This is a genomic window from Dechloromonas sp. ZS-1, assembly GCF_039649255.1.
GTDB lineage: Bacteria > Pseudomonadota > Gammaproteobacteria > Burkholderiales > Rhodocyclaceae > Azonexus.
Genome location: NZ_JBDIYD010000002.1, coordinates 351,675 through 373,285, shown reverse-complemented (window position 1 = coordinate 373,285; position 21,611 = coordinate 351,675). Strand labels below are relative to the sequence as shown.

The window sequence follows — 21,611 nt, the reverse complement described above, 5'->3', positions numbered from 1 at the left end:
TCCGTAAATGAAGATGTCCTGATTTGTAACCTGCGGGACAGGCTTCTGAAACAATGTGTGTGCGCCTTTTCCCACGGCTGCAATTATGCATGCAAACGCATTGACAGCCTCGGGGTCGGTATGCAGAATCCAAGAGCTACAACCCCGACATCACAAAAGAGAAGCCCATGGCGCAGCAGGGATCGAACAGCAACGACGCATTTCTTGGCACGGCCATGCAGTTCATGCAGGCAGGCCAGAACATGGCGCAGCAGTTCATGGAATTTGTCAGCAAGGCCGGTAATCCGACCCTGACCCAGCCGCCGCCGGTCGACCCGCAGGCGCTGACCGAATTGCAGAAAAAGCTGCTCGATCAGCAGATGTCGCTCTGGCAGTCCGTGCTCGGCAAGCAACAGGGACGGCCGGAAAGCTTCAAGGTGGCCCCGGAGCCGGGTGATCGTCGCTTCTCTTCTGCCGAATGGCGCGATAGTCCGCTCTACGACTACATTCACCAAGCCTACCTGCTCAATACGCGTTATCTGAAGGATCTCGTCGAGGTGATCCCGGCGGCGGACGACAAGGCCCGCAACCGCATGCGCTTCCTCGCCCGTCAGGTGGCCGATGCGATGGCCCCGTCGAATTTTGCAGCGACCAATCCGGAGTTCATCCAGCGGGCGCTCGATACGCAGGGCCAGAGCATCACGGACGGGATCAACAATCTGATCCAGGATTTCGAGAAAGGCCGCATTTCGATGACCGATGAATCGGTCTTCGAGGTCGGCAAGAACATCGCGACCACCGAAGGTGCCGTGGTGTTCGAAAACGAGGTGATGCAGCTGATCCAGTACGCACCGCTCACCCCGAAAGTGGGCACGCGCCCGCTGCTGGTCGTGCCGCCCTGCATCAACAAGTTCTACATCATGGACTTGCAGCCGGACAACTCGCTGATCCGCTACGCCGTGGCCGAGGGTAATACCGTATTTCTGGTCTCCTGGCGCAATCCGACCGAAGATCAAGGCCATCTGACCTGGGACGACTACCTTGAGCAGGGGCCGATTACCGCCCTGCGCGTCATTCAGGAGATCACCAAGGTCAAGCAGCTCAATGCACTGGGTTTCTGCGTTGGCGGCACCATCCTGACCTCTGCGCTGGGCGTGCTGAAAGCGCGTGGCGAGAGCCCGGTGGCTTCGCTGACCCTGCTCACGACCCTGCTCGACTTCACCGATACCGGCGAAATCGGCCTCTTTATCGACGATAACGGCCTGGTGGCCCGCGAGTCGACGATCGGCAAGGGCGGTCTGCTGCCGGCGCGCGATTTGCAGAACACCTTCTCGTTCCTGCGTGCCAACGACCTGGTCTGGAACTACGTCACGAGCAATTACCTGAAAGGCCAGAAGCCGCAGGCCTTCGACCTGCTGTACTGGAATTCAGACTCGACCAACCTGCCGGGGCCGTTTGCCTGCTGGTACATGCGCAACCTGTACCACGACAACAGCCTGCGTGTGCCGGGCAAACTGGAGATGTGCGGCGTCAAGCTCGACCTCGGTACGCTCGACATGCCGGTCTATCTGCTGGCCACGCGCGAAGACCATATCGTGCCCTGGCAGTCCGCCTATCAGAGCACCCGTATTCTGGGCGGTGATGTCCGCTTCGTACTCGGTGCATCCGGACACATCGCCGGCGTGATCAACCCGGCCAGCAAGAACAAGCGCAGTTACTGGATCAATCAAGATGTGAAAACCGATGCAGCGGGGTGGTTGACCGCTGCCGAAGAAAAACCGGGCAGCTGGTGGCATGACTGGTCCGCCTGGTTGAAACCGTTTGCAGGAGAGCAGCGGTCGCCGCGCAAGCCGGGGAATACCAAATACAAGCCGATCGAACCGGCACCCGGACGTTATGTGAGAGAACGCGCGGTCTAACAAACTCTGAGGAGGGGGAAGACACATGTCGCGAGTAGCATTGATTACCGGAGGGATGGGCGGTCTTGGCGAGGCCATCTGTATCAAGATGGCCGCCCTGGGCTACAAGGTTGTCACGACGTATTCGCCGGGCAACGGCAAGGCAGCCGAATGGCTGAAGAACATGAACAACATGGGCTATGGCTTCAAGGCCTACCCGTGCGATGTGACCGATTTCGACTCGGCGAAAGCCTGCGTCGACGCCGTGACGGCGGAAGTCGGTCCGGTCGATGTGCTGGTCAATAACGCGGGCATCACGCGCGACATGACCTTCAAGAAAATGACCAAGGGCGACTGGGACGCGGTGATGAACACCAACCTCGACTCCGTCTTCAACATGACCAAGCAGGTCATGGACGGGATGACGGAGCGCAAGTGGGGCCGCGTCATCAACGTCTCCTCGGTCAATGGGCAAAAGGGTGCCTTCGGGCAGACCAACTACTCTGCCGCGAAGGCAGGCATGCACGGTTTCACCAAGGCGCTGGCGCTGGAAGTGGCGCGTGCCGGGGTGACGGTCAACACCATTTCGCCCGGATATATCGGCACCAAGATGGTGACCGCGATCCCGCAGGAAATCCTGGATTCCAAGATCCTGCCGCAGATCCCGGTCAGCCGCCTGGGTAAGCCGGAAGAAATCGCCGGACTCGTGGCCTACCTCGCGTCCGACGAAGCCGCCTTCGTGACGGGGGCGAATATTTCCATTAACGGCGGTCAGCACATGTTCTGACCGGTGGTTTTTTAGCAGTCAAATCAACAAAAGGAAGGAAGTAATATGACGCAGCGCGTTGCTATCGTTACCGGTGCCATGGGTGGTCTGGGTACGGCTATCTGCCAACAACTGGCCAAGGCCGGCCACAAGGTGGTTGCCGCTTACCATCCGCAATTCGACAACAAGGAAGAGTGGCTGAAGGAAATGGCTGCTGCCGGCTTCAACGACCTCGTCTGCGTCGGCGGTGACGTTTCCGTCCTGGAAGACTGCCAGCGCATGGTTGCCGAAGCTGAAGCCGCTTGCGGTCAGGTCGACATCCTGATCAACAACGCCGGCATCACCCGCGACCGTATGTTCGCCAAGCTGGAAAAGGATGGTTGGGATGCCGTGATCGCCACCAACCTGACCTCCCTGTTCAACATGACCAAGCAAGTCTCCGCCAAGATGGCCGAGCGTGGCTTTGGCCGTATCGTGAACATCTCTTCCGTCAATGGCGTGAAGGGTCAGGCTGGCCAGACCAACTACTCCGCCGCCAAGGCTGGCGTCATCGGCTTCACCAAGGCCCTGGCTGCCGAGCTGGCCAACAAGGGTGTGACGGTTAACGCCATCGCCCCGGGCTACGTGGCCACCAAGATGGTCATGGCCATCAAGCCGGAAGTGCTGGAAACCATCGTTTCTTCCGTCCCGATGAAGCGTCTGGCCAAGCCGGAAGAAATCGGCTTTGCTTGCGCCTACCTGTGCGACGAGCTGTCCGGCTTCACCACCGGCGCCACCATCAACATCAACGGCGGCCTGTACTACCAGTAATCCGCCCGTCCGCATCTTCGGATGCCGTGATGTGGAAAGCCCTGAGCAATCAGGGCTTTTTTGCTTTGTAAACGAGGTTGACCGGAGCTGACCATGAAACTCTATCTTGCCGGGCCGGATGTCTTCCGGCCGGATGCCTTGGCCTGGGCGGACGCTGCACGGGCTCAGGTGGCGGTGGCGGGGCATCAGGCGCTGGTGCCGCTGGACAATGAAGAAAGTACGGCAGCCGGTATCTATCGCGCCAATCTGGCCTTGATTGCCGAGGCGGATGCCGTGCTGGCCAATCTCAATCCGTTTCGCGGCCTGGAGCCGGATTCGGGAACCTGTTTCGAGGTCGGCTATGCGCTCGCGCTGGGCAAGCGGGTCGTGGCCTATCTGGCCGATGCACGGCCGCAGGCCGAGAAACTGCTCGCGCCGCTGGGACCGTTCAGCGAGCGGGACGGGCGCTTGTACGACCGGACGGGCTGGGGCGTCGAGCATTTTGGCCTGCCGGTGAATCTGATGCTCGGGGCGTCGTGTACCGTGGTCGAGGGCGATCTGGGTCAGGCGCTGGCGGCACTGAACGCTGCGTGAGGGCGGGGTGGCGCGCATGCCGTTGGGGGTGATGCCGCCATAAAGCGTCTTGATCCGCTGCGGCGCCCTGCCTGTTTGTGTGGCAGATCAAAGAATGCCCCCGGGCCTTCGGGCATCGTCTGGCTGTCTTCATTCTGCGGATTTTTCCATGCAGGCCGAGCTTGATTCACCGCCATGCGCGCTCCTGACTGCGCCCGTTACGCCCCCTGTTGAATCCGGGCGCGTGCCCGGCAATAAAGGCATCTGGGTCGGGATCTGCTGCGAATTCGTGGAGTTCCTGGTCCTGTTTGCCGTGTACTTCATCGCCCGGGCTCATTTTCCCGAGGCCTTCGAGGCGGGGAGCGAGCGGCTTTCCCGTGTTTCCGGCACCCTGATCACCGTGCTCATGCTGACCAGCAGTTTTTGCCTGGCCTGTGCGGTGCATACCGTACGCGCGGGGCGGCGGCGTGCCTCCGTGGCCTGGCTGGGGGCGGGCCTGCTCATTGCCCTGGGCTATCCCGTGGCCAAGGTGCTGGAAATTCAGTGGAATCTCGCTCACGGTATTGATGGTGAGGCAGGGATTTTCTTCACCGTGTATTACTACCTGACCTTCAACCATCTCGTGCATGCCGTCTGGGGCATTCTGGGCATGATCTGGGTGATGCTGCGCCATGTCTTTGGCGCATACAGCGCAGAGGATCATGCCGGGCTGGAGGCGCTGGCGTCCTACTGGCACGCCACCGATCTGATCTGGCTGGTCATTTTCCCCTTCTTCTACGTGCTGGTGTAAGCCATGAGTGTCCTGACATCTGATCACACTGCGTTGCGGCCGCTGGGCTTTGCCTGGCTTGCCCTGCTGGGACTGACGGCGCTGTCGCTGGGGCTGGGCATTCACTGGCACGGCCAAGGCGGTTTGCCGCTCATCGTGGCCGGTATCCTGTGGCTGAAGGGGTGGCTGGTCGTGCGCTATTTTCTCGAAGTGGGCAGCGTGCATCCCTTCATTCGTCGGGTATTGCTGGCCTTCATCGCCATCACGCCGCTCTGTCTGGCGCTGACCACGCTGTTTGCAGCCCAGTTTGCGCGCTGGGCGAGCCTCTAGGGCCCGCCCGGCCCGTATCAGCTTTTACCGGCGACCGTCAGCGTCTCGCGTCGCGTACTGCTCAGCCGGTGCCAGCCGAGGATGCAGCCGCTCAGACTGAGGCCGATGCCGAGCAGGGAGAGTAGGATGATCAGCGCATCGCGCAGCATCGGACGGTCGACCAGCCCCGGCAGGTCAAAACGGTGTAGGCCGTGGTTGAGCCAGCGATACGCCAGATCGTCCTGATTGCTCACGGTTTCAATGCGTCCACTGCGCGGGGCGATGTAGAGCACGCTGCCCGCGGCATCGCCCAACTCGACCCGGGCAGCCGGGAAACTGCGTGGGTGATGGCGCAGGGGGTAATGCCGGCTGTCCGGGCTGGCCAGCCAGCTGGCCGAGGCCAGCGGTACGCCCAGCGCATCCGTGATCTGGGCCAGGCTCAGCGCGGGCTGCGCCCCGGGGGGCAGCCCCACATTGATCTGCTGGATCCGGCTGTCCTCGATCTGACGATCCACCCGGAGCAGCGTTTTGCCCAGCATCAGCCACTCGATCTCGCGGCTCTCCGGCGTGGGGGCGGGCACATCGGTCAACCCGCTCATCGCCAGCGTGGCGGCGCGGCCCGGCTTCTGTGGGGCGCTGCCCAGGCCGAAAGGGGCCATCGACAGCCAGCCGCTGAACAGCCAGGTCAGCAGGATCAGGCCGCCGCTCAGACCGAGCAGGTGGTGCCAGCGTTTCCAGCCATGCCGGTAGGGCGTGCAGCGCTCGTTGCGGTAACGACGGCGCAGCCGCAAGCGTTGCAGGCCCAGCCAGAGACCACTGAAGGCGAGGAGCAGGGCGGCCCCGCTGCCCCAGAGCACGACGTTGCGCCAGAGCGGCGTGTTGGCACGCAAGGGCGTGATGTAGAGCCAGTGGACCACGCTGCCCAGCCAGTTCCAGGCACGTTCGCCGGGCGCCGTGTCGAGCGCTACCTCACCCGTGCGGGCCGAGACGTAGTAGGCGCGGCCATCACGCAGCTGGACCAGCCAGAAGGGGCGTAGTGCATCAAAGCGGCGATAGAGGGTCCATTGGTCCTGGGTGAGCGTGCTCACCGTGGCAATGCCGGTTGGGCCGGCATGGGGCAGGACGACACGGCTCGCCAGAAGCGCATCTGCTTCCGGTGCGATCCGGCCATCGCGCGCATCCACTTGCCACCAGCGTTTTTCTGCCAGAAAACGGTAGGCCGGCGTACCGCCGGCCGCCGTCAGGCGGATGGCCTGGGGCGCACCGGACAGGCCCAGGGCCTGCCAGGCGGTCGCCGGGGATACCCGCACGCTGTCCGCAGCCAGTGGCGGCAGGCCGGCCAGACGCTCGGCATCATCGAGTTGCGGTCGGGCCACAAACAGCATGACCAGGCCCGAGATGAACCAGAGCAGCACCATCAGGCAGAGTCCGATGCCCAGCCAGCGGTGGCTGAGGTGCAACAGGCGCAGGTAAGTCCCCTTGGCCATCTTAGAACTTCATCTCGGCCACCAGCTCGAAGCGGCGGGCTTCGCCCAGGATCATCTGGTTGTTGTAGGTTCGCGTGGCGTAGAGCTTGTCGGCCAGGTTGCGGCCGAGCAGGCGCAGCGTCGTCTTGCCATCGACCTGCCAGGCGATGCTCGCATCAGCCACCGTGTAGGCGCCAAGTTGCAGGCTGTTGGCGTTGTCGGCGTAGTTCTTGCCGACATGGCGCAGGCCGAGCGAGGTTTGCATTGCACCCAGGCGGTAGTGGCCCCAGAGGTTGGCGACAAAGGTCGGCACGTTGGCCGGCGTGTTGCCGGCGCGCGAGACGCCGACGCCGCTCACGCGCTCGATGAGGTGCGTGTATTCCGCCTGCAGACGCGTGACGTTGCCTTCAAAGCGCCAGTTTGGCGAAGGCGTGAGTGCGGCGGCGAGCTCGATTCCTTGCGAATACTGGCTGCCACCCTGGATGGAGAGGGCCGAGTTGTTCGGGTCGCGGGTGACGATGTCGTCCTTGTCGATGCGGTAGAAGGCAGCGCTCCACTCACCCAGGCCGTTGCCCAGCTTCTGTTTGAGGCCGACTTCGACCAGCTTGCCGCGGGTCAGCTTGAAGTCCGCATTGGCCAGATTGAGCGAAATCATCGAGGTCACCGGATCGTGGCCGGTGGCGTACTGGGCGTACACGCTGGTATCGCGGGTCAGGAAGTGGGTCAGGCCGAGACGCCAGGCATTGCCGGTCAGGCTGCGGCCAAAGTCGGTGCCCGAAACCAGTTCGTCGCGATAGATATTGGCGCGGTCATGACGGAAGCCGGCCAGCAGCAGCCAGCGTTCGTCGAACTGCCAGGCATCTTCGGCATAAAAGCCGTGCAGGGTGCTGGCGGTGTCGAATTTGGCCAGGGTGGCATCCGGGCTGAACCACTGACCATGTGCCGGATTCTGGATGCTCACGCTGGAACTGCCGCCATAGGGGGCGTTGTTGATGTGCCGGAAACTTACCCGGGCCGCCTCCCAGCCCAGCACGGCGCGATGGCTGCCGTGCTTCAGGCTGGCCTCAAGGCGGTTGCCGGTCTGCGCGAGCTCATGCTGGATGTGCAGGTAATCGCTACGGTCGACGCGATGGGCGGCGGTATTCAGCGTATAGCTTTCGATGTTCATCCAGCGGCGCTTGGATTCGAGGTGATACAGCTCGTTGCTCAGGCTCAGGCGATCATTGACCTGCCATTCGACGCGGGCGCGCAGACGCGTGTCGGCGTAGCGGATCACGGCGTCGTCGGCGTTGTAGTTCTCGCGGCGCAGTTCCGGCAGGATGCGGCCGTTGTCATGCGGCGTGCCCCAGTAGCGTTCCGGGCGATTGACGCTGTAATCGGCCGTCAGGTCCACGCGCAGATCGCTGCTCGGCTGCAGGCGCAGCCGGCTCATCAGCTTGGCTTCCCGGGATTGGCCGAGGTCGCGGTAACCATCGATATCGGTGCCGTAGGCGTCGATCCGGTAGCTGGCAATCTCGCCCAGCCCGCCGGTGGCGCCGACCCCGAGGCGCTTGACGCCATCGGTGCCGACGGCGGCCATGGCTTCCTGGCTGGCGGTCCGGCTCGGTTCCTTGCGGATGGCGTTGATCGTTGCCCCCACCGTACCGCTGCCAAAGACCACCGAGGCCGGGCCATGCAGCACTTCGACGCGCTCATAGCCCCAGGCGCTGCCCGGATAGTTTTGCGTGCCGGCACCGGTCTGGATCCGGATGCCGTCTTCGGCAATGCCGACCGAGTTGGTGCCGGTGTAGCCGCGTGCGGAGAAGGACAAGCCCCCCGTCCCGCCGGAGCCGATGTCGGTGATCCCGGTGGCGCGGGTGATCCCCTCGCGGATCTGGAAGTCGCCGCGCTCCTGCATTTGCAGGGCATCGACCGTGCTGACTGCGGCCGGCAGTTCGCGCGCCGTGATGCCCGTGCGGCTGCCGGTCGGCGTGGCCTGATCGAGATGCAGGCTGGCGGCGTTGCGATGAGCGCTGACCTCGACGGTCGACAGCGTGGTTTGGGCAAAAACCGGCAGGCTCGTGGCCAGGGCGACGGCGGCCGCCAGGCGGTTGGGTGTGAACAAGGGGTAGGGCAGAGTGTGCAACATGGTCTTTCCTCAAAAGGACCGTCTGCACGCGCAAAGATGATCGGCGACGACCTGTGGTCGACGCATCGCTGTCATCCTCCGCATCCCCGCAGACGATCCATTGCATACGCTGTACCGATGGCTCGGACAGCACGAATGCAGCAGGCCGGTCTCCGGGCTTGCCAGTCTTGCCGCATCGCCTTCCCACGTCATCCGCGCGCGTCCGTCCGGACGCCACGTCATGTCGCAGTGGCAGGTGAATCGTCGATTCACCGTGATGCAGCCGCACTGGCTTACCGTTGCGGGGGCAGCCGAGGCATTGCAACCCCAAGGGGGCGCGCACCTCATTCCCGTTTCACCCGTTTTGTCACCAAAACAGGCACCTGATGCAGTGTGGATACCCTGAGTCGCCACCCGGAAGGTATCCGGTTCTGTCTGGATGGCGTACTGCGTTGTCCCCCCGTGCAGGAAGGACAACTGCGGCGGCATCATACGTTTTGCCGCCGGGATGGGCAACCCATGCTCAAGCCGCACGCTGTGCCGGGGCGGGGAAGAGGCGGTGGAGCAGGGCGGCGGCCGGACTGGCCTGCGGTGCGGGCCAGTCGGCGCGGAGGGCGGGCGAGAACTGCACGTCCGCCGGCAAAATCAGGCCCATGGCCGGGTTGACCGCATCCGCCCGGAAACACTGGGCGTAGCCGGTTTCGGTTTCATGCACGATGACCGAGTTGAGACGCACCGCGCCTTCGCCATTGCGGTGCGGCGTATGCTGCAGCACATGGTCGATAAGTACGAAGAAGACGCGCGCGAACTGCTCGGCACTCGGTGAAACGGGCAGGATCAGCCAGCGCTCGGAAAACTGCTGCGCGGCCGCCAGATAGGCCGGATCGTCACCGGCCCAGACGCTGATGGCATGGTCGAAGGCATCGATCAGCCAGTTCGGCCCCTGCTTCAGGAGGCCGAAGTCATAGACCATCTGGCCGTGGTCCAGCGTGTCGGCTTCGAGCAGCAGGTCGAGCTTGTACGAGTGGCCGTGGATCGAGTGCGAGCAGCGCCGCGTGCTGCAGCCGCGCACGATATGGGCATGCTCGAACTTGAAGCGTTTGCGGATCAGCACGGATCAGCCGGTGCGCCGCTGTCGCGGACGCCGCAGAACATCTCGAAAGCCTGTTCGATCATGCCTTGCGGCACGTCACGCACGATGAAAACGAGGCGGCTCTTTCGGTCGTTGTAGGGCGCATCGCTCGGCCAGGCATCAAGCATGGCGTAGGGGTACATGACCTGCTGGACGCACTGGATGACGCGCGGCTTGGGGTCGCCTTCGATGTTCAGCAGGCCCTTGATCCGCAGGATGCGTTCGCCCACGGTGTCGAGCAGGGTGCGGACGGCATCGGCAAAGAAGACCCATTGCAAGGGCTGATCGAAGGTCAGGGCAAAGCTGTAGACGTGCGCATCGTGGCGGTCGACATCGTGGTGGTGGTGATGATGTCCGTTGGCCTGGCGGCGTTCTTCTCGGACTTTTTCTTCGGCCAGCCAGTTGGCGACATCGGCTGTCTTGTTGCCAGGGTCGTACAAGCCGCAGTCGGTCAGTGAGGCGAGGGCGACTTCGCCGCGCCGCACATAGATCTGGGGGGCGGAGGGGTTGAGGCGGCGCAAGGTGCTGCTCACCGCTTCAAGTTGTTCCGGGCTGGCCAGGTCGCATTTGCTGAGCAGCAGGCGGTCGGCCATGGCCACCTGCTTGACCGGCTCCGGCTGGCGTGCCAGTTGTTCCAGGGCGTGCGTGCTGTCGACCACGGTGACCACGCCATCGGTGCGGAAACGGTCGGCCACGAAAAAGTCTTCCATCAGCGTGAAGATCACCGGCGCCGGATCGGCCAGGCCGGTGGTTTCGATGATCACACGCTCGATCGGCGGCAGTTCGCGGCGCAGACTCTTCATGAACAGCTCGGTCAGGCTACGCGTCAGGTCGCTGCGCACGGTGCAGCAGATGCAGCCGGAGTCGAGCAGGACCATGTTTTCGTCGATTTTGCTCACCAGATGATGGTCGACCGCCACGCTGCCGAATTCATTGATGAGTACCGCCGTGCGCGCCATCTCCGGCTGGCTGAGCAGGTGATTGAGCAGCGTGGTCTTGCCTGCCCCGAGAAAACCGGTCAGCAGGGTCACGGGAATGCGGCGGTCGTTCGAAGCCATGGTGATCGATGCGTGGTGAAAGATGCAATGTTATAACATATCATTTGTAATCACCAAGCCCGCCCCTCTACAATGACGCCCATGACTGCCGAAGCCTCCTGCGCCCAGACCGGCGCCGACTACCTGGCGCGTGCCGCCTTGCGCTGCAAGGATCAGGGCGTCCAGCTCACGCCCATCCGGCGCGACGTGCTGGCCCTGCTGCTCGAACACGACAACGGCCTCAAGGCCTATGACCTGCTGGCCCGCATCAAGACGCTGCGCAGCAATGCGACGCCGCCGACGGTGTACCGCGCCCTCGATTTCCTGATCGAGCAGGGCCTGGTGCACAAAATCGAGCGGCTCAACCAATTTGTCGCCTGCCGCCACGAAAGCCATCAGTTGCCCGGCCTCTTTCTCGTCTGTACGGGCTGCGGCAGCGTCAGCGAACTGCATGATCACGGCTTGATCGACACCGTTCAGCAGCAGCTGGCCCGGGTCGGCCACCGCTTTGACTGCCAGGAGATCGAACTGGCCACGCGCTGTCCTGACTGCCAGGCCAAACACGCCACCTGACGAGAAAAATGCCGTTTGCCGCTGTTAGCGGCGCGGCCGCTTTGAGACAATCCTGTCTTTGTCCGTTTCTCAAGCGATTGCCACCATGATCCAAGGCCAGTACCGCTATTCCATCCTGCAAGTGCCGGAAGCCGTGACCCCGCTCAAATTACGCGGCCACCTCCGCAAGGAAATCGAGGCCGTGCAGGCCACCGCCAAAAACGAAGAAGACATCATCCTGATCCGCCTCTTCGTCCTGGAAAAAGTGCTCTTCGGTCTGGGCCAGAAGAAGGTCGACAGCATCCTGCATGGCATCGTCGCCAAATGCCCGAACATCCAGCGCATTGAACTGGAACCGCTGTCCCGCCCGCTCAGTGCTGAAGAAATGCAGGAAGCCGCCGAGGACGCGCAAGCCAACCTCGAAGCCCTGACCCAGCGCGTGATGGCGACCAAGGGCCTGGGCGCGCCGACCGCCTGAGGCGCGATCTGGTCGCAGCCTGAAGCGTGTTGGAGCACAGGCGGGCGCAGGCCTCGCCGGCCTGCGATCTCCCGCCGCCCAGCTAAACCGCCCTGCGGAAGATGTGCTGCCCGCGCCGATACCGGCCAAAAAAATGCCCGGCTTGTGCCGGGCATTTTGCTGCCTGAACGGACGTTGACCGTCGGACTCAGCGGCTGACCACCGGAATCCGTACCGGGATGCCGCGCACACCGGTCTGGGGGGCGGCGTGCACGCCCGATTGCGTACCGGGGGTGCGACCCTGCTTGAAGTCCTCGATCAGTGCCTGACGACGCAGCTCGGCCTGCGCTGCATAGCGCTCGCGCACCGGGCCGTAACCGCGAATATCGGCGGGCAGGCTGGCGAGGGCCACGGCGGCGGCGTGGTTGGCCGGGCTGAGTGCCTGTTCGAGCTGGGCGAGCAGGGCTTCGTAGTCGGCCAGCAGTTGCCGTTCCAGCTTGCGGTCGCGGGTGTGGGCAAAAGGATCGAGCGCAGTATTGCGCAGGCGGCGGCAGCGGGCCAGCAGCCCGAGCAGCGGTGCGGCCCAGGGGCCGAAGCGGCGCTTCTTCGGGGTCTCGCCGTTGAGTAGCGGCGGCGCGAAGTGATAGACCACGCGGAAGTCCCCCTCAAACTGCGCCGCCAGCTTGGCCTGGAAGGCCGGGTCGCGGTGCAGGCGGGCGACCTCGTATTCATCCTTGATCGCCAGCAGCTTGTGGTAGTTGTGGGCGACGGCGACGGTCAACGCCTCGCTGCCCGGCAAAACCCGCTGTTCCGCCGTGCGGATGCGCTCGACCCATTGGGCGTAGCGAGCGGCGTAAGCCTCATCCTGATAGTCGACCAGATGGTCGGCGCGCTGGGCGATCAGCGCAGCCAGCGTCGGTCCTTCCGGCTGGGCGGCAGGCGCTTCGCCACGGGCCAGACGCAGCACTTGCGGCAGGTCGACCGCAGCCAGACGCCCCCACTGGAAGGCGCGGCTGTTCGAGGCGACGGCGGCACCGTTGATCTCGATGGCGCGCAGGATGGCCGCAGCCGAGAGCGGAATCAGGCCGCGTTGCCAAGCCAGGCCGAGCATGAAGGGGTTGGTCGCAATCGCATCGCCGAGCAGGGCGGTGGCCAGGGCGGTTGCGTCGAGGAACTCGATGTCGCCCTGCGCCAAGGCGGCTGCGATGCGCTGCTGCATGCCGCTTGCGCCGAACTGCGGATCGGGGTTGGCCTGCACGTCACCGCTGCGAGCCTGGCGGGCAAAGCCGCGCACGAACTCGCTGGTCATGCCCTCGGCGGTATTGACGATGGCGCGCGCGACACCGGCCTGCAGCTTGGCCAGGGTTTCGTCGCCGGCCGAGACCACGAGGTCGCAGCCGAGCAGGGCATCGGCCTCGCCGGCGGCGATGCGCGCGGCGTGGATCGGGCTGCCGTCGGCGGCAATCCGGATGTGCGACCAGACCGCGCCGCCCTTCTGCGCCAGCCCGGCCATATCCAGGGTGCTGACATTCTTGCCTTCGAGGTGGGCGGCCATGCCGAGCAGGGCACCGATGGTGACGACGCCGGTACCGCCGACGCCATTGACCAGAATGTTCCAGGGCCGGTCGAGCGCCGGCAGCTGCGGTTCTGGCAGGGCGGCGAACAGGTCATCCGCCGTGCTCAGCGCCGCCTGCTTGCGCAGCTGGCCGCCCTCGATGGTGACGAAGCTGGGGCAGAAGCCTTTGACGCAGGAAAAGTCCTTGTTGCAGCTCGATTGCTCGATCTGGCGTTTGCGCCCGAACGGCGTGTCGACCGTCGCCACCGAGAGACAGTTGGACTGCGCGCTGCAATCGCCGCAGTTGTCGCAGACCGCTTCGTTGATCACGGCGCGTACCGCCGGGTCCGGGAACTTGCCGCGCTTGCGGCGGCGGCGCTTTTCGGCGGCGCAGGTCTGCTCGTAAATCAGCGCGGTGACGCCGGGGATCTCGCGCAGTTCGCGCTGCACGGCATCGAGCTCATCGCGGTGACGAACCTCGGTGCCGCTGGCCAGGCCGACTTCGGCGGTAAACAGCTCAGGGCGGTCGCTGACCACAATGATGCGGCCAACACCTTCGGCTTGCAGCTGGCGGCTGATGATCGGCACGCTCAGGGTGCCATCGTGCGGCTGGCCGCCGGTCATCGCCACGGCGTCGTTGAACAGGATCTTGTAGGTGATATTGGCCTTGGCTGCGACGGCGGCGCGGATGGCGAGCAGGCCGGAGTGGAAATAAGTGCCGTCGCCGAGGTTGGCGAAGACATGCCGGCGCTTGGTGAAGGGTGCGCGGCCCAGCCAGGCGACGCCTTCGCCGCCCATCTGGCAGAAGGCCGTGGTGTGCTCCGGCGAGAGCCAGGTCGCCATGTAATGACAGCCGATCCCGGCCAGCGCCTGCGAGCCTTCCGGGACGCGGGTCGAGGTGTTGTGCGGGCAGCCTGAGCAGTAATGCGGCGTACGCACGATGGGCACGCTGCTGGCGGCGAGCGCGGCTTCCTTGTCGTTCAGGAAGGCGAGGCGCTTTTCGATGCGCTCGGAGGTGTGAAAGCGGGCAATGCGCGCCGCGATCACCCGCGCGATCATCGCCGGGGTCAGGTCGGCGGCGGCTGGCAGCAGCCAGTTGCCGTGCGGCAGCGCCCATTCGCCCTTTTCGTCGAACTTGCCGATGACGCGCGGGCGGACTTCTTCCTTCCAGTTGTAGAGCGCTTCCTTGATCTGGTATTCGAGCAGCTGGCGTTTTTCTTCGATGACCAGGATTTCGTCCAGGCCTTCGGCAAAGCGGCGGATGCCTTCCGCCTCCAGCGGCCAGACCATGCCAACCTTGTACAGACGGATGCCGATCTGCGCGGCCAGCGCCTCGTCGATGCCGAGGTCGTCGAAGGCCTGGCGCACGTCGAGGTAGCTCTTGCCGCAGGTGACGATACCGAGGCGCGGCGCCGGGCTGTCGATCACCGTGCGATCGAGCTGGTTGGCGCGGCAGTAGGCGAGCGCAGCGTAGAGCTTGTGGTTGATCAGGCGGGCTTCCTGGACCAGTGGCGGGTCCGGCCAGCGGATGTTGAGGCCGTCTGCCGGGAGCGGGAAATCGGTCGGAATCTTGATGTCGACCGCAAAGGGATCGATGCGCACCGTGCCCGAGGTTTCCACGGTATCGGCCAGCGCCTTGAAGGCGACCCAGCAGCCGGAATAGCGCGACATGGCAAAGCCGTGCAGGCCGTAGTCGAGGTATTCCTGGATATTGGCCGGCGCCAGCACCGGCATCATCATCGCCTTGAACACATGCTCGGTCTGGTGCGGAAAGGTCGAGGACTTGGCTGCGTGGTCGTCGCCGGCGATCACCAGCACGCCACCGTGGCGGGCGGTGCCGGCGGCGTTGGCGTGGCGGAAGACATCGCCGCTGCGATCCACGCCCGGCCCCTTGCCATACCACAGCGAGAACACGCCGTCGTAGGCGGCCTCCGGGTCAAGCGCCAGTTGCTGCGTGCCCCAGACGGCGGTGGCGGCGAGGTCTTCATTGACCGCCGGGTGAAACTGCACCTGATGCTCGGCCAGCACCTTGGCGGCGCGGGCGTATTCCTGATCCACCGAGCCGAGCGGCGAGCCACGATAGCCGGTGACGTAGCCCGCGGTGTTCAGGCCCTGCGCTTCGTCACGCAGGCGTTGCAGCATGGGCAGGCGGACCAGCGCCTGCGTGCCGGTCATGAAGACGCGGCCTTTCTTGACCGTGTATTTATCGTCGAGGCTGACCGTTTGCAGCGGGAGATCGTTCGGCTTCATGCGGCACCGCCTGTCTGCAGGGTGAGCGGGCAGGGGCGGTGAAGCGGGGCGGGCGGGTAGATGGGCATGATGTCTCCGTTTTTTTATGCGTGTGCGGCAAAAGGCCGCCTGCCCACAGGGCAAGCCCTGTGCCACCTTGAAACTTCTTTTTAAATCAGTGTGTTGGGGAAGCTACTCGATCGCCTGTCCGGATGGGTGTATTGATTTCGTGACAAACCGGGGTGGTTGTTGTTATAAAATCGTTACATCGTATTAGATTCATTACACCATGCGTATTGATGTGCGCTACCGCGACCGGGTGGGCCTCGGCGAAGCCGTGTTGATGGTGATTGCCCGCCGCCAGCTCAATGTCAGCCAGATTGAAGTGGAGCCGGAGCACATCTACATCGACGTGCCGGCGCTGGAGCAGCTGCGCTTTGATGACCTCTCGGCCGCCCTGCGCGATGTGCCCGGCGTGCTCGCCGTGACGGTGGCGGAAATCCTGCCCGGGGTGCGTCGGCGGCTGTATCTCGAAGCCCTGCTCGCCGGGATGAGCGATCCGGTGCTTGCGGTCGATGCCGAAGGGCGGGTGGTGGTGGGCAACGCGGCGGCAGCGGCCTTGGCCGGATTCAGCGCCCATACGCTGGTCGGCTGCCGCTTTGGCGAGCTGTATGCCGCGCCCGAGCTGGATGCGGAACTGGTGGCTGCCGGTTTTTCCCTGCCTGCGCGCGAAGTGTCGCTCTGCGGCCAGACTTTCCTGCTCGATGCCCGGCCGCTGGCCGATACCGAGGCCGTGCGCGACACGGGGCCGGCGCCGGTGGCAGGGGGCTTGCTCACCCTGCTCGCACCCAGCCGCATCAGCCGCCAGTTTTTTGCCTTGCAGCATGCCGATGCGCCCGGGTTTGACCGCATTCTGGGTGAGTCGCCGGCCATCCGCGACCTGCGCCAACGCGCCGCCCGCGTGGCCGGGGTCGAAGCCCCCTTGATGATTCTGGGCGAAACCGGCACCGGCAAGGAACTGCTCGCCCACGCCTGCCATGCCGCCAGCCGGCGCAGCAACGCGCCGTTTCTCGCCCTCAATTGCGCCGCCGTCCCGGAAAACCTGGCCGAGAGCGAGTTGTTTGGCTACGCGCCCGGCGCTTTCAGCGGCGCCCAGCGTGGCGGCAAACCCGGCCTGCTGGAGCTGGCGGCCGGCGGCACCGTCTTTCTCGACGAAATCGGTGAAATGTCGCTCTACCTGCAGGCCAAGCTGTTGCGTTTTCTCAACGACGGCACCTACCGCCGCGTCGGGGGCGAACGCGAGCTGCATGTCGATGTGCGCATCATCTGCGCCACCCACCGCCCGCTGGAGCAGATGGTCAGCGAACGCAGCTTCCGCGAAGACCTCTACTACCGCCTCAATGTGCTCACCCTGCACCTGCCGCCGCTGCGCGAACGCGGCGATGACATCCTGCTGCTGGCCGAACAGGCCATTGAACGCGCCGCCACCCAGGCCGGCAAGGCCCGCTGCCGCCTGACCCCGGATGCCGTGGCCGCGCTGCGTCAGGCCGCCTGGCCGGGCAATGTGCGCGAACTGCAAAACGTGATCTTCCGCGCCGTCACCCTCAGCGACCGGCCCTGGCTCAGTGCCGCCGACCTCGAACTCGCCGGCACCGCCGTTGCCCCGCCGCCCGCCAGCGACAGCGCCGCCCCGACAGAGATCCCGCCGGATGCCGACTGGGATACCCTGATCGGCCAGCGCGAGCGCGACATCCTGAGCAGCCTTTACCCGCGCTACCCCTCCAGCCGCAAACTCGCCGCCCGCCTCGGGGTCTCGCACACCAAAATTGCCAGCAAACTGAAAAAATGGGGCCTTGGCTGAGGCCCATGGCCTGAACGGCAGGCCGACCGGATTGGGGTTGTTTCAGACGGTCGACCGTCTGAAACCCCTTAAAACCAGGTCGGACCTGCTTAGCGCGTGGCCGACACCGCCTCCTTGGCCGCCAGCCCGAGCAGCACCACGCCCACCGCCCGGTCAAACCAGACCAGCCGACCGCGCAGCCAATCGAGCACCCGGCGCGACGAAAACAGCAGCGCCACCAGCGCAAACCACAGGAAAGATTCCGCCACCAGCAAGGCCGCCAGGCCCAGCGTCTCGGCACTGCCCAATTCCGGCCGCAACACCTGCGACAGGATGGAACCGAAATACAGCATCGCCTTCGGGTTCAACAGATTGGTCAAAAAGCCGGTGACAAACGCCTTGCCCCGCGCCGCCGGCGCCGTGGCTTCCGGCAAGGTGCCGCGCGAACGCAGGCACTGAATGCCCAGCCAGCCCAGATACGCCGCACCCACCCCGCCCAGCACGCTCGACACGCCCGGCAAGGCCGCCAGCACCACCGACAACCCCAGCGCGCAGACCAGCACATACACCCCAATCGCCGCGCACACGGCTGCCGCCGTCCACAACCCCGCACCCCGCCCGCCCACAATCGCCGTGCGCGTCACCACCGCAAAATCTGGCCCCGGCGAAATCAGGGCAACGGCGTGAATGGCAAGAACGAGGAGGAGGGCGTCGAAGGGCATGGGGCGGGTAGTGGCGAGCAGGGGGGTGAGGGAGGAAAGGGGGAGTGGCTGGAGGTCAGCCTTTGCGGTCATTCTGGCTGATGACAAACTCGGTCGGCAATACGGCGGTAAGCTGCCGCTCAGGGAGCGGTCACGCTGAACGGCAGCAGGGCATCAAAACCCGCTAAGGTTTGCGGCAGCCTCAGCTTCATCCAAGACGGAATCAAGCCCTGTATACAAAGCGTTAAGAACTTCATGGGATTGAAATACGCGGTTTCTTTTATAGGTATTGTTTGGACGAAGGATATCGAGTTCGAGCAAGTCGTCGATCGCATCGTTTGCAGCAGGGAAGGTCACTTCCAGTCGTTTGGACACCTCGGTCACCGTGACGACCGGTTGACCGATTAATAAATCGACGACTTTCCAGATGGTGGCGTGTTTTCTTCTCTTTTTTGCCGCCAGCTGTTGATTCCATCCTGCTTGAATGGAACGCAGATGCCCGAACAGCTGGACAGTGTGCCTTGCCGATGCAATAGAGCACTCCAGGAAGAGCTTGATCCAAGGCTCCCAGTTCAATTTCATTTGAACACTTAGCAGGGCCGCGTAGTAATCCTGTTGACGTACTTTGAGGAAAGTCGCCAGATGAAGCGGGGGTTCTCCCGCCGCATGAAGCATTAGCGGAAGGAGTAGCCTGCCTGTTCGTCCATTGCCATCCAGGAAGGGGTGTATGGCCTCAAATTGGACATGAGCGATTGGAGCTCTCATCAGAACGGAGACTTCTTTCACTTCCCCTGGTTCGTATTGGAGGAGTGAAACGAGGTCACCCATCAACGGCGGTACCAGCTCTCCGGGCGGTGGAATGTAGTGTGCAGTCTCTAACCGGGTACCAATATAGTTCTGTCGATCACGGGGGATTCCCGGTGTCGCACGGGGTTGCCCCTTCATAAGTATGGCGTGGATCTGATTGATCAGTCCGTTGGTCAGCGCAGATTGCCCGCGAGTCGTAACCTCCTTGAGGCCGTACATGAAGGCCCGAACGTAGGAAAGTGTCTCTTCTGCATCCTCGTCCTCAGGCGAGGAAGTTGAGCTTGCTTCTATTTCATGAATGAGAAGGCCATCAAAACCGGTATGGGTCCCTTCAATCTGACTGCTGTCCACCGCCTCCCGTCTGTTGAGCATGTGGAATACGAGGCTCGCCATCTCGGGGCTTGCTTTGATCGTTGCCTTTAGCGTTTCCAGTTCTCGTCGTGCGAGCACAAAGAGTGCAGCACAGCCTGGTACGGGCACCGACGTTGGGACGGGTTCTGGAACAACAGCAAAGCAACCCGAGCGACCCGGTATCGCTCGGCAGGTTTGTTGTAAACGAGGGTGAAGGTCAGACTTTCTCATGAAAGGGATAATAGCCTTTTCCTTGTTAAACGTAATATTCGAAAGTATTAACAAGAAAAGGTTTGTTAAAGCATTTGAGCACCGTCAGCAGTTGAACAGCAGCTGACCGATACATTGCGCCCCGAACCAAGCAGTAGATCCAATGGCCGGATTGGCCGATTCTCCCCCCTTCCCGACGGTCGACCGTCCGAAACAGCCATTTTTCCCATCAGTCCTCCCATTCCGTCTCCTCACGTCCTCCTTCCGTGCGATGGTAGGTCGCTGCATCGACTTCGATCCAAGGCACGTCCTTGTCTTCGCACCAGTCCTGAGCGTAGGGACGGGGGGCGGCTTCGAGCATTTCCGGGCGTTTGGGGAGCATGCCGTGTCCGAGCAGGCGGGAGATGGCGATTTCGCGCAGGTATTGCGAGAGCGGAATGCCAACGTGGTTGGCCAGTGCCTGAAGGTCGTCGCGCAGACGTCGGGCGACCCAGAGTTTCACCGGGGCCACGTTTTTGCCCAGTTCCGGTACCCAGTAGGTGGTTTTACGGACTTTGCGCCGGGCGTCGGGGTTGACGCGACTTAATACCGCCGGGATGTCCCTGAATGCGTCGTTTGTCTGGGTGCGCAGCACCTGGACGACGTAGATGCCATAACAGTGGGTGGCAAAAAACTCCCGCAGCATGGCGCTGAAGCTGTTTCCCGAGTACAGCGCGTATTCACGGATGGCTTGGTTTGCGGGTTCGGGTAACCAGAATTTGAGCGCGGTATCGTGCTGAGACAGGTCGCTGAGGTCGCCGAGGCCTTCGAGCATCTTCTCGAAAGTCAGCGGGCGCCGCGCTGGCGCCTCATTCTGTTGATCCCGCGGGGCGTCCGGGGGATTTTCTGATGCATCTTTCTTTGCGAACAAGGGCCACATGACAGTACAAAAGTAGGGGAATTCCGGGAGCACACCGGCGGGCTGGCTAAACTTCGATTATAGGCCTGGCTAAACATACCAATGTGCTGAAAGGAGATGTGAAATGACTGCTCAAATTGCTGAAAACCTCTGCTTTGAGGGGCATTCTGTCCGGATGTCCGGTTTTCCGCTGGAGACGTATTTCGCCTTTGGCGGGCGTCGCCCCGAGATCGGCTTTGATTGCGCCCTGAGTGGTGCGCTCTGTCGTGGCTATGTGGGTCAATGGGAAATCGCCCATGATCGCCTGTATCTGGTCGGGCTGCGCGGCACCTTGTGTGACGGCACGCCAGCAAGCCTGGCCTCGGTTTTTCCCGACTATCCGGATCGTGTCTTCGCGCATTGGTATGCCGGCGAGTTGCGGATTCCGGAGGGAAAGCTGCTCAGCGCTACCCCGATGGGTTTGACGCTGCGCTATGAGCGGGTGGTGGTGCTGAGCATCTGCAACGGCATGCTGATGGCCCGCAGGACGTGCATCCAGGGCAAGGACCCTGCTGCGCATGGGCCGGCGGCCTTCGATTTTGATGTACAGCGACGGATTCCGGTGCTGCCCAAGCGGAGAACGGCATGAAGGCTTGTGTGGTGGGGTATATGGCAACGGGGGCATTCGTCGTGGGCTTGTTTCTGATCAACAACCATGCAAGACAGCGTGCCGGGGATGCGCCGATGCACGCCGATACCTTGCATCGGTCTCACGCGTCCTGGCTCGATTGCCTGGATGAGGTGCTGATGGCGCTCGTTGGTTTGATCGGGGTTGGCCTGCTGTGGCCATTTCTGGTGATCAGGTTGATCTACGAAGATCGGCGCACCGCCCGTCCGGGGCCGATGTCCGCATTCACCGTGCCCGACGATTTCCTGATCTGCGAGGTGGCCGTGGCGGACATCGAACTTTGGGAAACCGTCGACGATCCGCTTGGTGCGGCCCCGCGTGTGCCGTTTGGCCATTTGAATCCGGCCTGGACGGCATTCAAGGCGGAAGCCGGAACGGCCGGGCTCTGGCGCTTTTATGGCCGGGCGGTGGGCTTTTTTGGCGTTGAGTGGTGTTATGAGGGCTATGTCGCCTTGAAGGCAGACGGCACGCGCCCGTATTTCATGACGCGCAAGGGCGAAGTGGCATCGGCTTAGCCGA

Annotated in this window: 19 protein-coding genes and 1 riboswitch; of the genes, 11 read left to right on the top strand and 8 right to left on the bottom strand. The window is 63.4% G+C overall.

All coding sequences use genetic code 11. The annotated features are described in order from the left end of the window. Nucleotides 1-167: 167 nt before the first annotated feature. The 6 genes from phaC to AACO21_RS04560 all read left to right on the top strand — a co-directional run bounded on the left by phaC (nt 168) and on the right by AACO21_RS04560 (nt 5,104). Nucleotides 168-1,898, top strand: coding sequence for a class I poly(R)-hydroxyalkanoic acid synthase (gene phaC, locus AACO21_RS04585; protein WP_346191315.1), 1,731 nt, complete (start codon nt 168-170; stop codon nt 1,896-1,898). A 25-nt stretch (nt 1,899-1,923) separates the two neighbouring features. Continuing rightward, the gene (phbB, locus tag AACO21_RS04580; RefSeq protein ID WP_346191314.1) at nt 1,924-2,664 is read left to right on the top strand and encodes an acetoacetyl-CoA reductase; all 741 of its coding nucleotides are present in this window, start codon (nt 1,924-1,926) and stop codon (nt 2,662-2,664) included. Between the two features lie 45 nt (nt 2,665-2,709). Beyond that, nucleotides 2,710-3,453 (top strand): acetoacetyl-CoA reductase, encoded by a 744-nt coding sequence (gene phbB / locus AACO21_RS04575; protein ID WP_346191313.1) that lies wholly within the window; start codon nt 2,710-2,712, stop codon nt 3,451-3,453. 93 nt (nt 3,454-3,546) lie between these two features. Further along, complete coding sequence (locus AACO21_RS04570) at nt 3,547-4,026, top strand: nucleoside 2-deoxyribosyltransferase (RefSeq protein ID WP_346191312.1); 480 nt, start codon at nt 3,547-3,549, stop codon at nt 4,024-4,026. Nucleotides 4,027-4,174: 148 nt separating this feature from the next. Then, a complete protein-coding gene (locus AACO21_RS04565) occupies nt 4,175-4,795 on the top strand; it encodes a cytochrome c oxidase subunit 3 family protein (RefSeq protein ID WP_346191311.1) in 621 nt (206 codons plus the stop codon). A gap of 3 nt (nt 4,796-4,798) precedes the next feature. After that, complete coding sequence (locus AACO21_RS04560; protein WP_346191310.1) at nt 4,799-5,104, top strand: cytochrome C oxidase subunit IV family protein; 306 nt, start codon at nt 4,799-4,801, stop codon at nt 5,102-5,104. A gap of 17 nt (nt 5,105-5,121) precedes the next feature. Here the strand turns inward: AACO21_RS04560 and AACO21_RS04555 are convergent, their stop codons facing one another. From AACO21_RS04555 to AACO21_RS04540, 4 genes are all read right to left on the bottom strand, one after another. Continuing rightward, nucleotides 5,122-6,570, bottom strand: a complete 1,449-nt coding sequence (locus AACO21_RS04555; RefSeq protein WP_346191309.1) for a PepSY domain-containing protein — start codon at nt 6,568-6,570, stop codon at nt 5,122-5,124. 1 nt (nt 6,571) lies between these two features. Beyond that, on the bottom strand, nt 6,572-8,677 hold the full coding sequence (locus tag AACO21_RS04550) for a TonB-dependent receptor (RefSeq protein ID WP_346191308.1): 2,106 nt from the start codon (nt 8,675-8,677) through the stop codon (nt 6,572-6,574). 125 nt (nt 8,678-8,802) lie between these two features. Further along, nucleotides 8,803-9,058, bottom strand: a riboswitch (cobalamin riboswitch). A gap of 121 nt (nt 9,059-9,179) precedes the next feature. Then, nucleotides 9,180-9,770, bottom strand: coding sequence for a 6-carboxytetrahydropterin synthase (locus AACO21_RS04545; RefSeq protein ID WP_346191307.1), 591 nt, complete (start codon nt 9,768-9,770; stop codon nt 9,180-9,182). Beyond that, a complete protein-coding gene (locus AACO21_RS04540; RefSeq protein WP_346191306.1) occupies nt 9,764-10,846 on the bottom strand; it encodes a GTP-binding protein in 1,083 nt (360 codons plus the stop codon). The genes AACO21_RS04545 and AACO21_RS04540 overlap by 7 nt, the downstream gene beginning before the upstream one ends. Before the next feature lie 81 nt (nt 10,847-10,927). Here AACO21_RS04540 and AACO21_RS04535 point away from each other — a divergent pair, with 81 nt between their 5' ends. After that, the gene (locus AACO21_RS04535; protein WP_346191304.1) at nt 10,928-11,398 is read left to right on the top strand and encodes a Fur family transcriptional regulator; all 471 of its coding nucleotides are present in this window, start codon (nt 10,928-10,930) and stop codon (nt 11,396-11,398) included. Nucleotides 11,399-11,483: 85 nt separating this feature from the next. Beyond that, entirely contained in the window at nt 11,484-11,855 is a 372-nt protein-coding gene (locus AACO21_RS04530) for a hypothetical protein (protein WP_346191303.1), read from the top strand. A gap of 187 nt (nt 11,856-12,042) precedes the next feature. Here AACO21_RS04530 and AACO21_RS04525 read toward each other — a convergent pair whose 3' ends face one another. Then, complete coding sequence (locus AACO21_RS04525) at nt 12,043-15,639, bottom strand: indolepyruvate ferredoxin oxidoreductase family protein (RefSeq protein WP_346191302.1); 3,597 nt, start codon at nt 15,637-15,639, stop codon at nt 12,043-12,045. 268 nt (nt 15,640-15,907) lie between these two features. On the opposite strand from AACO21_RS04525, the gene AACO21_RS04520 reads away from it, so the two are divergent. Beyond that, complete coding sequence (locus AACO21_RS04520; RefSeq protein WP_346191301.1) at nt 15,908-17,479, top strand: sigma 54-interacting transcriptional regulator; 1,572 nt, start codon at nt 15,908-15,910, stop codon at nt 17,477-17,479. A gap of 89 nt (nt 17,480-17,568) precedes the next feature. On the opposite strand, the gene AACO21_RS04515 is transcribed toward AACO21_RS04520, so the two are convergent. The 3 genes from AACO21_RS04515 to AACO21_RS04505 form a co-directional block, all read right to left on the bottom strand. After that, nucleotides 17,569-18,252, bottom strand: a complete 684-nt coding sequence (locus AACO21_RS04515) for a LysE family transporter (RefSeq protein ID WP_346191300.1) — start codon at nt 18,250-18,252, stop codon at nt 17,569-17,571. 81 nt (nt 18,253-18,333) lie between these two features. After that, nucleotides 18,334-19,548: a Fic family protein gene (locus AACO21_RS04510; protein WP_346191299.1), complete on the bottom strand. Its 1,215-nt coding sequence runs from the start codon at nt 19,546-19,548 to the stop codon at nt 18,334-18,336. A 208-nt stretch (nt 19,549-19,756) separates the two neighbouring features. Then, the gene (locus AACO21_RS04505; RefSeq protein ID WP_346191298.1) at nt 19,757-20,341 is read right to left on the bottom strand and encodes a hypothetical protein; all 585 of its coding nucleotides are present in this window, start codon (nt 20,339-20,341) and stop codon (nt 19,757-19,759) included. Nucleotides 20,342-20,549: 208 nt separating this feature from the next. Between AACO21_RS04505 and AACO21_RS04500 the strand changes: the two genes are divergently transcribed. Together AACO21_RS04500 and AACO21_RS04495 are read left to right on the top strand one after the other, a co-directional pair. Beyond that, nucleotides 20,550-21,053, top strand: a complete 504-nt coding sequence (locus tag AACO21_RS04500; protein WP_346191297.1) for a hypothetical protein — start codon at nt 20,550-20,552, stop codon at nt 21,051-21,053. Further along, complete coding sequence (locus AACO21_RS04495; RefSeq protein ID WP_346191296.1) at nt 21,050-21,607, top strand: hypothetical protein; 558 nt, start codon at nt 21,050-21,052, stop codon at nt 21,605-21,607. The genes AACO21_RS04500 and AACO21_RS04495 overlap by 4 nt, the downstream gene beginning before the upstream one ends. The last annotated feature ends 4 nt before the right edge of the window (nt 21,608-21,611 follow it).

What these genes read in the sequence shown, in the direction of transcription:
- phaC (WP_346191315.1), top strand. Translation starts at nt 168, where the DNA reads ATGGCGCAGCAGGGATCGAACAGCAACGACGCATTTCTTGGCACGGCC.
- phbB (WP_346191314.1), top strand. Translation starts at nt 1,924, where the DNA reads ATGTCGCGAGTAGCATTGATTACCGGAGGGATGGGCGGTCTTGGCGAG.
- phbB (WP_346191313.1), top strand. Translation starts at nt 2,710, where the DNA reads ATGACGCAGCGCGTTGCTATCGTTACCGGTGCCATGGGTGGTCTGGGT.
- AACO21_RS04570 (WP_346191312.1), top strand. Translation starts at nt 3,547, where the DNA reads ATGAAACTCTATCTTGCCGGGCCGGATGTCTTCCGGCCGGATGCCTTG.
- AACO21_RS04565 (WP_346191311.1), top strand. Translation starts at nt 4,175, where the DNA reads ATGCAGGCCGAGCTTGATTCACCGCCATGCGCGCTCCTGACTGCGCCC.
- AACO21_RS04560 (WP_346191310.1), top strand. Translation starts at nt 4,799, where the DNA reads ATGAGTGTCCTGACATCTGATCACACTGCGTTGCGGCCGCTGGGCTTT.
- AACO21_RS04555 (WP_346191309.1), bottom strand. Translation starts at nt 6,570, where the DNA reads ATGGCCAAGGGGACTTACCTGCGCCTGTTGCACCTCAGCCACCGCTGG.
- AACO21_RS04550 (WP_346191308.1), bottom strand. Translation starts at nt 8,677, where the DNA reads ATGTTGCACACTCTGCCCTACCCCTTGTTCACACCCAACCGCCTGGCG.
- AACO21_RS04540 (WP_346191306.1), bottom strand. Translation starts at nt 10,846, where the DNA reads ATGGCTTCGAACGACCGCCGCATTCCCGTGACCCTGCTGACCGGTTTT.
- AACO21_RS04535 (WP_346191304.1), top strand. Translation starts at nt 10,928, where the DNA reads ATGACTGCCGAAGCCTCCTGCGCCCAGACCGGCGCCGACTACCTGGCG.
- AACO21_RS04530 (WP_346191303.1), top strand. Translation starts at nt 11,484, where the DNA reads ATGATCCAAGGCCAGTACCGCTATTCCATCCTGCAAGTGCCGGAAGCC.
- AACO21_RS04525 (WP_346191302.1), bottom strand. Translation starts at nt 15,639, where the DNA reads ATGAAGCCGAACGATCTCCCGCTGCAAACGGTCAGCCTCGACGATAAA.
- AACO21_RS04520 (WP_346191301.1), top strand. Translation starts at nt 15,908, where the DNA reads ATGCGTATTGATGTGCGCTACCGCGACCGGGTGGGCCTCGGCGAAGCC.
- AACO21_RS04515 (WP_346191300.1), bottom strand. Translation starts at nt 18,252, where the DNA reads ATGACCGCAAAGGCTGACCTCCAGCCACTCCCCCTTTCCTCCCTCACC.
- AACO21_RS04510 (WP_346191299.1), bottom strand. Translation starts at nt 19,548, where the DNA reads ATGAGAAAGTCTGACCTTCACCCTCGTTTACAACAAACCTGCCGAGCG.
- AACO21_RS04505 (WP_346191298.1), bottom strand. Translation starts at nt 20,341, where the DNA reads ATGCTCGAAGGCCTCGGCGACCTCAGCGACCTGTCTCAGCACGATACC.
- AACO21_RS04500 (WP_346191297.1), top strand. Translation starts at nt 20,550, where the DNA reads ATGACTGCTCAAATTGCTGAAAACCTCTGCTTTGAGGGGCATTCTGTC.
- AACO21_RS04495 (WP_346191296.1), top strand. Translation starts at nt 21,050, where the DNA reads ATGAAGGCTTGTGTGGTGGGGTATATGGCAACGGGGGCATTCGTCGTG.